General features: G+C 69.3%; 11 protein-coding genes and 1 pseudogene. 7 read left to right on the top strand and 5 right to left on the bottom strand.

Translation table 11 applies throughout. The annotated features are described in order from the left end of the window. Positions 1 to 134: 134 nt before the first annotated feature. The 5 genes from AAHG09_RS11105 to AAHG09_RS11085 all read right to left on the bottom strand — a co-directional run bounded on the left by AAHG09_RS11105 (position 135) and on the right by AAHG09_RS11085 (position 6644). Positions 135 to 2123 (bottom strand): potassium transporter Kup, encoded by a 1989-nt coding sequence (locus AAHG09_RS11105; RefSeq protein WP_412760016.1) that lies wholly within the window; start codon positions 2121 to 2123, stop codon positions 135 to 137. Positions 2124 to 2270: 147 nt separating this feature from the next. Further along, positions 2271 to 3143 carry a carboxylating nicotinate-nucleotide diphosphorylase gene (gene nadC / locus AAHG09_RS11100; RefSeq protein WP_342107172.1) on the bottom strand — a complete coding sequence of 291 codons (873 nt, stop codon included), beginning with the start codon at positions 3141 to 3143 and terminating at the stop codon, positions 2271 to 2273. Continuing rightward, positions 3140 to 4663, bottom strand: a complete 1524-nt coding sequence (locus AAHG09_RS11095) for an L-aspartate oxidase (protein WP_342107170.1) — start codon at positions 4661 to 4663, stop codon at positions 3140 to 3142. The genes nadC and AAHG09_RS11095 overlap by 4 nt, the downstream gene beginning before the upstream one ends. After that, on the bottom strand, positions 4660 to 5676 hold the full coding sequence (gene nadA / locus AAHG09_RS11090; protein WP_342107168.1) for a quinolinate synthase NadA: 1017 nt from the start codon (positions 5674 to 5676) through the stop codon (positions 4660 to 4662). The genes AAHG09_RS11095 and nadA overlap by 4 nt, the downstream gene beginning before the upstream one ends. A 137-nt stretch (positions 5677 to 5813) precedes the next feature. Further along, complete coding sequence (locus AAHG09_RS11085; RefSeq protein WP_342107166.1) at positions 5814 to 6644, bottom strand: aldo/keto reductase; 831 nt, start codon at positions 6642 to 6644, stop codon at positions 5814 to 5816. 254 nt (positions 6645 to 6898) lie between these two features. Here AAHG09_RS11085 and paoA point away from each other — a divergent pair, with 254 nt between their 5' ends. The 7 genes and pseudogenes from paoA to AAHG09_RS11060 all read left to right on the top strand — a co-directional run bounded on the left by paoA (position 6899) and on the right by AAHG09_RS11060 (position 13571). Beyond that, positions 6899 to 7549, top strand: coding sequence for an aldehyde dehydrogenase iron-sulfur subunit PaoA (gene paoA / locus AAHG09_RS11080; protein ID WP_342107165.1), 651 nt, complete (start codon positions 6899 to 6901; stop codon positions 7547 to 7549). A gap of 10 nt (positions 7550 to 7559) precedes the next feature. Next, positions 7560 to 8531: an FAD binding domain-containing protein gene (locus AAHG09_RS11075; protein ID WP_342107163.1), complete on the top strand. Its 972-nt coding sequence runs from the start codon at positions 7560 to 7562 to the stop codon at positions 8529 to 8531. Positions 8532 to 8552: 21 nt separating this feature from the next. Beyond that, on the top strand, positions 8553 to 10775 hold the full coding sequence (locus AAHG09_RS11070; RefSeq protein ID WP_342107161.1) for a xanthine dehydrogenase family protein molybdopterin-binding subunit: 2223 nt from the start codon (positions 8553 to 8555) through the stop codon (positions 10773 to 10775). Positions 10776 to 11017: 242 nt separating this feature from the next. Next, positions 11018 to 12505 (top strand): replicative DNA helicase, encoded by a 1488-nt coding sequence (locus AAHG09_RS11065; protein WP_342107159.1) that lies wholly within the window; start codon positions 11018 to 11020, stop codon positions 12503 to 12505. 45 nt (positions 12506 to 12550) lie between these two features. Further along, positions 12551 to 12784, top strand: a pseudogene (locus AAHG09_RS31925) (DUF29 domain-containing protein); the annotation flags it as partial. Next, the gene (locus AAHG09_RS31920) at positions 12771 to 13034 is read left to right on the top strand and encodes a DUF29 family protein (protein ID WP_412760025.1); all 264 of its coding nucleotides are present in this window, start codon (positions 12771 to 12773) and stop codon (positions 13032 to 13034) included. The pseudogene AAHG09_RS31925 and the gene AAHG09_RS31920, both read left to right, overlap by 14 nt. Positions 13035 to 13121: 87 nt before the next feature. Continuing rightward, entirely contained in the window at positions 13122 to 13571 is a 450-nt protein-coding gene (locus AAHG09_RS11060; RefSeq protein WP_342107158.1) for a cupin domain-containing protein, read from the top strand. Positions 13572 to 13581 lie beyond the last annotated feature (10 nt).

Below are 13581 nucleotides of genomic sequence, written 5' to 3'. Positions count from 1 at the left end.
GGGTGATGCCTCCGCTGTGGGGAAAATGCGCGGTGGCGATATGCTGGCGAACGCGGCCGTTTTCAATGCGGAGGGCGGGCGACTCCCGCCCCCGATGCCCGGCTTTGCAACAGGTTCTTGCGTGCTGCTTTCGATCAGATCTCGATTTCGGTCCCCACCTCCACGATCTGCCGGGTCGGCAGGCCGAAATGGGCGCCGGTGCGCTCGGCGTTGCGCTTCATGAAGGCGAACAGGCCCTCCCGCCAGGGCGCCATGCCGGGATGGGTCGGCGACGGGATCACCACCTCGTGGCCGACGAAGTAGGTCATGTCCTCGAGATATTCCGGCGGCAGCAGGCCGCTCGCCACCGCGCATTGCAGTCCCTCGGGGATCGAGGCGGTCTGCATGAAGCCGTAGCGCAGGACGACGCGCTCCATGCCGGGGGTGTATTTCGAGATCGCCTTGCGGATCCCCTGCGCCACCAGGGTCACCTGCGCCCGCTCGCTCGCCGGGATGACGGGCTCCTCCTCGTAGAGCACGGTGATCAGCAGGATCCGCTCGTGCAGGCAGCGGCTGCGCTCCAGCAGGCGGCCGAGCGCCATCGGGATGCCCTCCGTGGCGGCGGTGAGGAAGGCGGCGGTTCCGGGCAGCGTCACGGGCGGGTGGGTGGCGAGTTGGCCGAGGAAGCTCGCCTCGGACATCCGCATGGTCTGCCGCACGGATTCGAGGACGTGGTTGCCCTTCATCCACGTCAGCATCAGGAACGCGACCGCGCCGGCGAGCAGCAGGGGAAACCAGCCGCCCTCGAACAGCTTCACGCTGTTGGCGGCGAAGAACACGGCGTCGATGATGAGGAAGAACCCGTTTACCGCGAAGACCAGGATCGGGTTGTAGCCCCAGCGGAGCGCGATCAAAGCGGCGAGCAGCGTCGTGATGCCCATCAGCGCCGAGACCGCGATGCCGTAGGCCCCGGCGAGCGCATCGGAGGAGCCGAACACCACGACCGCCGTGAGCGTCGCGGCGGCGAGCAGCCAGTTGACGCCGGGCACGTAGATCTGGCCACGCTCGTCCTGATCGGTGTGGACCACCCGCATCATCGGCATGAAGCCGAGCTGGATCGATTGCTGGGTCAGCGAGTAGACGCCCGAGATCACGGCCTGCGAAGCGATCACGGTCGCCATCGTGGCCAAGGCCACCAGCGGGTAATGCGCCCAGTCGGGCGCGAGCAGATAGAACGGGTTCTCGATCGCGCCCGGATCCGCGATGACCAGCGCGCCCTGCCCGCAATAATGGATCAGCAGCGCCGGCAGCACGAGGGCGAACCACGCGATCCGGATCGCCGGGGCGCCGAAATGGCCGAGATCGGCGTACATTGCCTCGCCGCCCGTCACCGCCAGGAACGCCGCACCGAGCATCAGGAAGCTGACGTGCCATCCGGCATGGAGCAGGAAGTCGACCGCCCGCCAGGGATTGACCGCGGCCAGGATCTCGGGCGTGCGCAGGATGCTGGGGATCGCGAGCAGCACCAGCACCACGAACCAGACCAGCATCACGGGCCCGAACACCCGGCCGATGGCGGCCACGCCCTTGTGCTGGACGAGGAACAGCCCGACCAGGATCACGATCGTGATCGGCACCACGTACGGCCCGAGCGAGGGCGCGTCGACCTTCAGACCCTCGATCGCCGACAGCACCGAGATCGCCGGCGTGATCGCACCGTCGCCGTAGAGCAGGGCTGCCCCCACCAGCCCGACCACCAGCAGCAAAGCTTTCCAGCTGCCGGGCCGCGCCTGTCGGGCGCCGAGCAAGGCCAGCATGGCGACGATGCCGCCCTCGCCGCGATTGTCGGCGCGCAGGATCAGCACCGCGTATTTGAGTGACACGATCAGGATCAGAGACCACAGGATCAGCGACACCGCGCCGGTGGCCGCCGCCGGCACCGAGGCGCCGCCGCTGGTGGCGGCCTTCACGGCCTCCTTGAACGCGTAGAGCGGGCTCGTTCCGATATCGCCGTAGACGACTCCCAGCGCACCGAGCATCAGCGCCGCGCCGGGTCCATGCCGGACAGCCCCGGGCTTGCGTGGCACGCGCGCGGCCGGCAGATCGACCGCCGGGGCAGCCGCAGGGTTCAGGGCTTGGCTCACGGGCGGGTCCAGTCGATGGCGTCGCTGTCGCGCGAAACCTTAGCAAGCTCCTCGCGCGGCGATAGACTCAGGGTATCACCCGAGCGACCACGCCAAAGACTTGTCACCCGAACGTGATGACAGTCGGACGTCAGCCCCGACGGTCGCTCAGGCGGCGTCCAGCCCGAGGTCGATGATCGCCGCCGAGTGGGTGATCCAGCCGCAGGAGATCAGGTCGACGCCCGAGGCCGCCACCGCCCCCACCGTCTCCCGGGTGATCCGGCCTGAGGCCTCCGAGAGGGCGCGGCCGTCGATCATCGCCACCGCGCGGGTAAGCTGGTCGGGGCCCATATTGTCGAGGAGCACGGCGTCGACCCCGATCGACAGGGCCTCCTCCAGCTGCTCCAGGCTGTCGACCTCACACTCGATCTTCACCAGGTGGCCCGCCCGGGCGCGGGCCCGCTCGATCGCCGGGACGATGCCGCCCGCCACCGCCACGTGGTTGTCCTTGATCAGCACCGCGTCGTCGAGGCCGAAGCGGTGGTTCGAGCCGCCGCCGGCGCGCACCGCGTGCTTCTCCAGGGCGCGCAGGCCCGGCGTGGTCTTGCGGGTGCAGACGATCGAGGCCTTGCCGTGCGGACGCGCCGCCTCGACGAGGCCGTGGGTCGCGGTGGCCACGCCCGACATCCGGCAGAGCAGGTTGAGGGCCACGCGCTCGGCGGTGAGGATCGCCCGGGCCGGGCCTTCGAGGCGCAGCACCACGTCCCCCGGCGCCACGCGGGCGCCGTCGCCACGCTCGACCGTGACGGTCACGGCCGGATCGACCAGCGCGAACGCGATGGCGGCGGCGTCGGTGCCGGAGATGACGCCGCCCTGGCGCGAGGCGATCACGCCGCGCATCCGCTCGCCCGGGGGCACGATGGCGTCGGTGGTGATGTCGCCCGCCCGGCCGAGATCCTCCAGCAGGGCGGCGCGGACCACCGGCTCCACCAGGAGGCGCGGCAGGGGCAGGATCTCCTCGGAGAGAACCGACTGGGTCATGGTGTCAGCGCCTTCTCGGCAGACGACGGCGCGCGGCGCGCGGCGGTCACGTCGGCCAGCGTGGTCTCGGTGTGCGCGGGCGGGGCGAGGTGGGGGAAGTCGCTGCGCCAGTGGGCTCCACGGCTCTCGTGACGGTCGAGCGCACCGCGGGCGATGAGCAGGGCCACCAGGGCGGCGTCGCAGGTCTCCGCCTTCGGTTCCAGGGAAGCCACGGCCTCGGCGAGCCCGGCAGCGTCACGCACGACGCCGACCTTGCTCTCCATCAGCGCCCGAAGCGCCGGCAGGTCGCTGCCGGCCCGCACCGACGCGGCCTCCGGCACGATGGCAGCGGGCGGCGGCGCGTCGAGTTCCTCGGCGATGAAGCGGGCATAGGCCAAGCCCTCCAGCAGGGAGTTGCTGGCCAGGCGGTTGGCGCCGTGGAGTCCCGTCGAGGAGACCTCGCCGCAGGCATAGAGACCCGGCACCGAGGTGGCGCCGTGCGCATCCACCTTCACGCCGCCCATGTGATAGTGCGCCGCCGGGCGGACCGGGATCGGCTGCACCGCCGGGTCGATGCCGGCGGCGGCGCAGAGCCCCGCCACGGTCGGGAAGCGCGTCGGCATCGCGGCGCCGAGCGTACCCCGGGCGTCGAGATAGACCGTGCGGCCCCGCTGCAGCGCCTGGAAGATGCCCCGGGCGACCACGTCGCGCGGGGCGAGATCGCCGCCCGCGATGCCGGCCATCACGGCGGCGCCGGTCTCGTCGATCAGCCGGGCGCCCTCCCCGCGCAGGGCCTCGGTGGCAAGCGGCATCGGGTCGGCACCAGCCGCGATGGCGGTCGGATGGAACTGCACGAATTCCATGTCGCGCATCACCGCCCCGGCGCGGGCGGCGAGCGCGAGCCCGCGGCCGACGGCGCCCGGCGGGTTGGTGGTCGCCGCGTAGAGGGCGCCGACGCCGCCGGTGGCGAGCACCACCGCGCGGGCCGGGATGCGGAACCGGGCGCCGTCGCGCTCGGCGACGATGCCGGCCACGGCCCCGTTCGTATCGCGCAGCAGGTCGCAGGCACGCGCCTCGACGACCTCCACCGACGGCGCCGACAGCACGGCCCGCACCAGCCCTTCGAGCACGCGGGCGCCGGTGGCGTCGCCGCCCGAGCGGACGATGCGGCGGCGGCCATGCGCTGCCTCGAGTCCGAGGGCCAGCGTGCCATCATCCCTGCGGTCGAACGGGACGCCGATCCGCACCAGCCAGTCGATCAGGGCCGGCCCTTCCTGGGCGACCCGGAGCGCCACGTCGGGCTCGGTCAGCCCGGCGCCGGCGGCTTCGGTGTCGGCGGCGTGGAGGCCGGCCGCGTCGTCGGCGCCCATCGCGGCGGCGATGCCGCCCTGGGCCCAGCCGGTCGCGGTTCCCAGCCCGAGCGCCGAGGCGGTGACCAGGGTCACCGGACGGGGCGCAAGGCGCAGCGCGACGCTGAGGCCCGCGACGCCGCCGCCGACCACGACGACGCGGTCGGCCGCGTTGGGGGAGATGGCGTTCATCGCGTGCGCACCTGCAGCATGCGTACCACCGCCGCCCGGGCGCGGTCGGCGAGGGCCGGATCGACCGTGACCTCGTGGGTCATCGTCTCGAGCGAGCGCCGAATGTTCGCCAAGCTCATCCGCTTCATGTGCGGGCACATGTTGCAGGGCTTGATGAACTCGATGTCCGGGTTCTGGGCCGCGATGTTGTCGGCCATTGAGCATTCGGTGACGAGCACCACCTGCTTCGGCCGCTTCTCGACGACGAAGTCCATCATCATGGCGGTGGAGCCCGAGAAGTCCGACTCGGCCACCACGTCGGGCGGGCATTCCGGATGCGCGATCACCGTAACGCCGGGGTAGCTATCGCGGACGTCGCGGATATCGGCCGGGGTGAAGCGCTCGTGCACCTCGCAGTGGCCGGCCCAGGTCAGGATCTCGACCTCCGGGATCTCGGCCTGGACGTTCTGCGCGAGGAACTCGTCCGGGATCATCAGCACCCGGGGGGCGTTCAGCGACTTCACCACCGCAACGGCATTGCCGGAGGTGCAGCACAGGTCCGACTCGGCCTTCACGGCCGCCGAGGTGTTGACGTAGGTCACGATCGGCACGCCCGGGTACTTCGCCCGCAGGCCGCGCACGTCGGCGGCAGTGATCGAATCGGCCAGCGAGCAGCCCGCCCCCATGTCGGGAATCAGCACCGTCTTGGACGGGTTCAGGAGCTTGGCCGTCTCGGCCATGAAGTGGACGCCCGCCAGCACGATCACGTCGGCGTCGACGGTCACCGCCTCGCGGGCCAGTGCGAGGCTGTCGCCCACGATGTCGGCCACCGTGTGGAAGATCTCCGGCGCTTGGTAGTTGTGCGCCAGGATTACGGCGTTGCGCTCCCGCTTCAGGCGCAGGATCGCCTCGATGTCGGGGGCGAGCGCCGGCCACTCGATCGCCGGGACGTGCCGGCTGACGCGGGCGTAGAGATCGGGCAGCGGCAGGCCGGGGATGGGCGTGCGGGAGACGGGTGCAACGGTCGCCGCCATGGCGTCCTCCATTATGCTCAGTTTGAGCATTGTGCCGCCTAACTTATGGGGGCCGGGGACGCCTGTCTAGATATGCTAGCTCTGAGCATAAATGTTTTGCGACGCGGTGTCATGGTGCACCGCGGGAGGCGATCGGCTCAGCAGAAGGTGGCGGGATCCGGCCCGATGCGGCCGTCGGGCCGGTCGAGGGCGGCGATCTGATCCATCTCCTGAGGCGACAGTTCGAAGTCGAACAGTGCGATGTTCTCGCGGATGCGCTCCGGCCGCGCCGACTTCGGAATCGCCACGCAGCCGATCTGCACCTGCCAGCGCAGGATCACCTGGGCGGCGGTTTTTCCGTGCGCCTTCGCGATCGCGAGAATGGCCGGGTCGTTCAGCTCCTTGCCCTGACCGAGCGGGCTCCACGACTCGGTCACGATCCCGTGACGGGCGTCGTCGGCGCGCGGCGCCTTGCGCTGAAAATGCGGGTGCAGCTCGATCTGGTTTACGGCCGGGGTGACGCCGGTCTCCGCCACCAGCGTGGCGATGTGCTCGGCCGTGAAGTTCGAGACGCCGATCGACTTCGCGCGGCCCTCCTTTTGAAGTTCGATCAGAGTCTTCCAGGTCTCGACAAACAGGCGCCGCTGCGGGCACGGCCAGTGGATCAGGTAGAGATCGACGTAAGGCAGGCCGAGTCGCTTCAGGCTCTCATCGAACGCGCGCCGCGCCTCGTCGCGGCCCTGGCGGTCATTCCAGAGCTTGGTGGTGAGGAAAATCTCGTCCCGCGGGACCTGCGCGTCGCGGATGGCGCGGCCGACGCCGGCCTCGTTGCCGTAGGCCGCGGCGGTGTCGAGCAGACGATAGCCGGCCTGGAGCGCTTGGCCGACGAGGTCGGGCGCCTGCGCATCCGAGAGTTGCCAGCAGCCGTAGCCGATCTGCGGGATGCGGCGCCCGTCGTTGAGGGCGAGGGTCGGGGCGGTTTCGGCCATGCGGGCAGCCTCAGTAAGGGTGTCGATCAACCCAAATGACCTGAGCACGACACGTTCCGCCGCACCGTCGTCGCTGGACGCACGATGAGGAAGCCGGCGAGCGAGACCGCGCGACCGGCGGACCCGAGGCCGACCGATCGCCCGCGCTGAACGGGCGCAGTCTGGACCGGATCTAAACCGCTAAGCCGGCGTTGATTCGCTGGATACCTGGCTGCGCCGCGCCGTGTCGCGCTGCGCCCCGGCGGGATAGCAGCATGACCGACGAGATCTCGAAGTCGACGTTCGCCCTGACGCGGCGTGCCATCGTGGAGGGCTGCGCCGCAGCCGGGGCGCTGGGCGCCCTGGGCTTTCGGCCGGCGCCCGCGGCAGCCGCGCCGGGTGATCCCACGCCGCAGACCATGCCGGTGCGGCTCACCATCAACGGCCAGCCGCATGATCTCGTCCTCGATACCCGCACCACGCTCCTCGACGCCCTGCGCGAGCATCTGGCGCTCACCGGCACCAAGAAGGGCTGCGACCACGGCCAGTGCGGCGCCTGCACGGTGTTGGTCGACGGACGCCGCATCAATTCCTGCCTGACGCTGGCGGCCATGCATGAGGGCGATCAGGTCACGACCATCGAGGGCCTCGCCGACGGCGACAAGCTGCATCCGATGCAGGCCGCTTTTCTGGAGCATGACGGGTTCCAGTGCGGCTACTGCACGCCGGGCCAGATCTGCTCGTCGGTCGGCATGCTGAACGAGGCTAAGGCCGGTTGGCCGAGCCACGTCACCGAGGACGTCGCCGCGACCCCGTCGCTCAGCGACGCCGAGATTCGCGAGCGGATGAGCGGCAACCTCTGCCGCTGCAGCGCCTATCCGAACATCGTCGCGGCGATCCGCGACACCGCCGCCAGCAACCTCTGAGGGGCCGGACATGAAGGCCTTCACGTACGAGCGTCCCACCACCGTGCAGGACGCCGCCAAGCTCGCGGCCGAGCGGCCGAACGCCAGGTTCATCGCGGGCGGCACCAATCTGCTCGACCTGATGAAGCTCCAGGTCGAGACCCCGGCGACGCTGATCGACGTCAACCGCCTGCCGTTGGACAAGGTCGAGGCCACGCAGGACGGCGGCCTGCGCATCGGCGCGCTGGTGCGCAACTCCGACCTCGCCGCCGACCCGCGGGTGCGGAAGGACTACGCCGTGCTGGCGAAGGCGCTGCTGGCCGGCGCCTCCGGACAGCTGCGCAACAAGGCGACCACCGCCGGCAATCTGCTGCAGCGGACGCGCTGCTACTACTTTTACGATACGGCTATGCCCTGCAATAAGCGGGAGCCCGGCTCCGGCTGCTCGGCGATCGGCGGGTTCAACCGCATCATGGCGGTGGTCGGCGCCAGCGAGGCCTGCATCGCCACCAACCCATCTGACATGAACGTCGCCATGCGGGCCCTCGACGCCACCGTCGAGACAATGAACCCGGACGGGCAGGCACGCAGCATCCCGATCGCCGACTTCCACAAGCTCCCCGGCGACACGCCGCAGATCGAGACGGATCTGCGCAAGGGCGAGATCATCACGGCGGTGACCCTGCCGAAGCCGGTTCCCGGCCTGCACATCTACCGCAAGGTCCGTGACCGGGCGTCCTACGCCTTTGCGACCGTCTCGGTCGCCGCGGTGATCGCCGGCGACGGCGGCAAGCCGCAGGCCGCACGCCTCGCCTTCGGTGGGCTGGCCCACAAGCCCTGGCGGGTCGCTGAGGCCGAGACGGCCCTGGTGCAGACCGGCTCGGCGGATGCCGCCGCCGATGCGGTGCTCAAGGGCGCCCGCGGCTACGGCAGCAACGACTTCAAGATCCCGCTGACCCGTCGGACCCTGCGCGCCGTCGTGGCGCAGGCGACCCGCGCTTAAATCCCGGCAAGGACCGTTCCCATGGAGATGAATCAGCCGATCGGCCGGACGCCGCTCGACGACCGTCCCGACGGCCTCGTCGGCAAGCCGCTGAGCCGGGTCGAGGGCAAGCTCAAGGTGACGGGCCACGCGCCCTACGCCTACGAAACCCACGCGCTCAAGAACCCCGCCTACGGCTATATCGTGCCGGCGACGATCGCCTCCGGCACGATCCGCTCGATCGACGCGGATGCCGCCCGCAAGGCGCCGGGCACGATCTTGGTTCTCACCCACGAGAACGTGCCCGAGCAGGGCGAGAAGAAGGAGCAGGTCTGGCCGCAGCTCCAGGGCACCGAGGTCAAGTTCTACGGCCAGCCGGTCGCCTTCGTGGTCGCCGAGACCTTCGAGCAGGCCCGCGCTGCCGCCATGCTGGTCAAGGTCCGGTACGATGCGGCCAAGCCCAAGGGGCTTCTGAAGGATAGCCTCGCTTCGGCCTACGAGCCGAAGCCGGTCAATTCGCCGCCCGATTCCAAGCTCGGCGACTTCGATGCCGCCTTCGCGGCGGCGCCCGTGAAGCTCGACGTCGAGTACGTCACCCCGAATCAGATCCACGCGCAGATGGAGCCGCACGCCACGATCGCCTCATGGGAGGGTGACGGAGTGGTGCTCTACACTGCCAACCAGATGCTGAACCGGGGGCAGAAATCCCTGGGCTCCGTGCTGAAGCTGCCCCCCGAGAAGGTGCGGATCGTCAGCCCCTACATCGGCGGCGGCTTCGGCTCGAAGCTCCAGGTCCAGCCTGAGGCGACGCTCGCGATCCTGGCGTCCAAGCTGATCCAGCGCCCCGTGAAGGTCGCGTTGACCCGGCAGCAGGAATTCCACGTCGCCACCCACCGCACCGACACGATCCAGAAGATCCGCCTCGGCGCCGATCAGGATGGGCGCCTCTCGGCGATCAGCCACGAATCGTGGTCGGACACGGCCGAGGGCGACGGGTTCTTCGAGACCTCGGCCAACGTCACGCGCTCCCTCTACGCGGCGCAGAACCGCGTGACGCGCCACCGGCTCGTTAATCTCAACATGCCGATCGCCTCGGCGATGCGCGCGCCCGGCGAGGCCGTCGGCCAGCTCGCCTTCGAGTGCGCGATGGATGAGCTCGCCGAGCAGTTGAAGATCGATCCGATCGAGTTGCGGGTGCGCAACGAGCCAGCCGAGGACCCCGAGAAGAAGGTGCCATTCTCGACCCGCAAGCTCGTGCCCTGCATGCGCGAGGGCGCGCGCCTGTTCGGCTGGGACAAGCGGCAGGCCGCGGGCTCGCGGCGCGAGGGCAACTGGCTCGTCGGCATGGGCATGTCGGCGGCCGCCCGCCTCAACCCGCTGATGCCGTCTTCCGCCAAGGTCCGGCTCGGGCCGGACGGCATCCTGGTCGTGAAGATGGCCATGACAGATCCGGGCACCGGCACCTACACGATCCTCACCCAGATCGCCGGCGAGATGATGGGCCTGCCGCCCGAGCGCGTGCGGGTCGAGATGGGCGACACCGACTTCCCGTTCGCCTCCGGGTCGGGGGGGTCGTTCGGCGCCGGATCGGCGGGCTCGGCGCTCTACGTCGCCTGCGACAACCTCCGGCAGGCCCTGCTCAAGGCCGGCGACCTCAACCCGGAGGGCGCGACGTTCCGGGACGGCGCCGTCACGTCCGGCAACCGCACGGAGTCGCTGACCGATCTCGCCAAATCCGGGCTGGAGGCCTCCGGCGAGATCAAGCCCGGCGAGATGAAGCAGAAGTTCTCGCAATACTCCTTCGGCGCCCACTTCGCCGAGGTCGGTGTCGATGTCGATACCGGCGAGATCCGGCTGAGGCGGATGCTCGGCGTGTTCACCGGCGGGCGCATCCTCAACGCCAAGACGGCCCGCAGCCAGGCAATCGGCGGGATGACCTTCGGGGTCGGCGCCGCGCTGATGGAGGATGCGGTGGTCGATCCGCGCTACAGCTACTTCGTCAACCACGATCTCGCCGAATACCATGTCCCGGTCCACGCCGACGTCCCCGAGATCGACGCGGTGTTCCTGCCGGAACTCGACGACAAGACGAACCCGCTGAAGAGCAAGGGCCTCGGCGAGCTCGGTATCTGCGGAGCCGGCGCCTCGCTGGCCAACGCCGTCTACAACGCCACCGGGATCCGGGTGCGCGACTACCCGCTGACGCTCGACAAGATGCTCAAGGGTTTCGAGGAGCAGGACGGGCAGGCGCAGCGGCGGACCTGAGCTCGAGGCCTGCACCTGTAGGGCGGTGAACACTGGGGATCATCGCCCGCGAGACTTGACACGTTCCAGTTTTGTTCCAGCATGGACGCCCGCCCCTCGCGAGAGTCGGCGGGCGTTCTTTTGTCCGGGATCACCCGCATGATCGGACGGTCGGCTAGGCTTCGGTAACCATACCGTGGCCAAGGTCGTGCGGTGTGATCCTGGCGCGCCCGCCGCGGCGCCTGATACGGAGTCGTCCGCCGATGGCCCTGCCCAATGCGCTCACGGCCAAGCTCGAAGCGGTCCAGGCCGAGTACCGCGTCGCCCCGCACAACATCGACGCGGAGCAGGCGCTCCTCGGCGCGATCCTGGTGAACAACGACGCCTATTACCGGGTGTCGGACTTCCTGCTGGCCGAGCACTTCATGGAGGATGCCCACCAGCAGATCTTCTCGGTTGCGGCGTCCCTCATCAAGGCCGGCAAGCTCGCCACGCCCATCACCATGAAGACCTATCTGGGCGACGCCGATTTCGGCGGCCAGACGGTGATGCAATACCTCGCCCGGCTCGCCGCCGACGCCACCACGGTGATCAACGCCGGTGAGTACGGCCGCACGATCTACGACCTCGCCATCCGCCGCCGGCTGATCACGATCGGCGAGGATCTGGTGAACGGCGCCTACGAGGCGCCCGTGGAGCAGGCGCCCCGGGATCAGATCGAGGAGACCGAGCGGCGGCTCTACGAGCTGGCCGAGGCCGGGCGCTACGACGGCGGCTTCCAGAAGTTTTCGGAGGCGCTGACCGCCGCGGTCGACATGGCCGCCAAGGCCTACCAGCGCGACGGCAAGCTTTCGGGCATCGCCACCGGCCTCAGCGATCTCGACTCCAAGCTCGGCGGTCTGCAACCGTCCGATCTGATCATCCTCGCGGGCCGCCCGGCCATGGGCAAGACCTCGCTGGTGACCAACATCGCCTTCAACATCGCCAAGGCCTATCGCGGCGAGAAGGGGCCGGACGGCGTGACCAAGACGGTCAACGGCGGCATAGTGGGCTTCTTCTCGCTGGAAATGTCGGCCGAGCAGCTCGCCACCCGTATCATCGCCGAGCAATCGGGCGTGCCCTCCTACAAGATCCGCCGCGGCGACATCCGGCCGGAGGATTTCTACAAGATCACCGACGCCGCCCGGGACATGCAGACGATCCCGTTCTACATCGACCAGACCGGCGGTATCTCGATCGCGCAGCTCGCCGCCCGCGCCCGGCGCCTCAAGCGTCAGAAGGGCCTCGATCTGCTGATCGTCGATTATCTCCAGCTGCTCTCCGGCTCCGGCAAGCGCAGCGACAACCGCGTGCAGGAGATGACGGAGATCACCACCGGCATGAAGGCGCTGGCCAAGGAGCTGGCCTGTCCGATCATCGGCCTGTCCCAGCTCTCCCGCCAGGTCGAGAGCCGCGACGACAAGCGCCCGCAGCTCTCGGACCTGCGCGAATCGGGTTCGATCGAGCAGGATGCCGACGTGGTAATGTTCGTATTCCGCGAGGAATACTATGTCGGCAACAAGAAGCCCCGCGAAGGCACGGAAGAGTTCTTCGCCTGGGAGGCCGAGATGCAGCGCGTCCACGGCAAGGCCGAGGTGATCATCGGCAAGCAGCGCCACGGCCCCACCGGCACCGTGGAACTGCAGTTCGACGCCAACATCACCCGGTTCTCGAACCTCGCGCAGACCGACCGGATCCCCGAGCAGATGTGATACGCTTGCGCCGCCGGATTACGGATCAGCGACGAGGAGGCGGCTGTGACAGCTCCGAAGCGTTTGCCGCGCGGAACGGACGCCACGGGCTATGATGCGGACGTCCACGCCTGGGCGCAGAAGCAGGTGCGCTTCCTGCGCGCCGGCGCGTGGGCACGCCTCGATATCGCGCATCTTGCAGACGCGATCGCCGACGTGGGTCGCAGTGAACGTCATGCGCTAACCAGCGCGCTGAGCGTGATCCTGCTTCAACTGCTGAAATGGGATCACCAACCCGGCTGGCGGGACTCGCAGTTGGGTCACCTCCATCCGCACGCAACGCAGCGAGGTCGAGGAACGGCTCGAGGACAGTCCGAGCCTTCGATCGCAGATCGACAAGCTTATCGCGCGCGCCGACCACCGTGCGCGGATCGCCGCTGCGGGCGAGACGGGGCTCGACGAAGAGACATTCCCACAGGTCGGCCCCTATGCCTGGGACGCCATCATGGCACGGCCGATGGCCTGGCCGCCGGCTGACCCGCAAACCTGAAGGTCTGAGGCCGGCTGACGCGCCGCGAACCATCGCCGAACCCGGCCGTTGAGCGAGGACGATTGTCCCGCTGCCGCAGGAGCCCCGATGAGCGAGCCCACCCCTCCGAAGATGCCCTACTGGCACGTCTACACCGACGCGGAGGGGATGAGCCGCCAGGAGCTGTTCCACCTCGAGCGCTTCAAGTTCGAGGGAATCAACCCCGAGACTGCGCCGCAATGGAACGACAAGATGGATCCGGCCCAGTCGGTGGTGACCTTCACGGTCCTGCCGGTGGGCTGGGTCGGCGAGTGGCACGAGAACCCGCGCCCGCAATGGATCGCGATCCTCTCAGGCCGCTGGTTCGTTGAGACCATGGACGGCCACCGCGTCGAGATGGGACCGGGCGAGCTGATGATGGGCGAGGATCAGAACACCAAGGCGCGGGACGGCAAGAAGGGTCACCTCTCCGGCACCGTCGGCGACGCGCCCTGCACGATGATCGTGACCGGCCTCCAGGTCGAGCCGACCGTGAACCAGCCGGGCCGCTTCAAGTAGGGCCGGCGCC

It is taken from the genome of Methylobacterium guangdongense, assembly GCF_038442355.1.
Classification (GTDB): domain Bacteria; phylum Pseudomonadota; class Alphaproteobacteria; order Rhizobiales; family Beijerinckiaceae; genus Methylobacterium; species Methylobacterium guangdongense.
The sequence above is the reverse complement of the archived record's forward strand: the minus strand, read 5'-3'. Positions and strand labels throughout refer to the sequence as shown.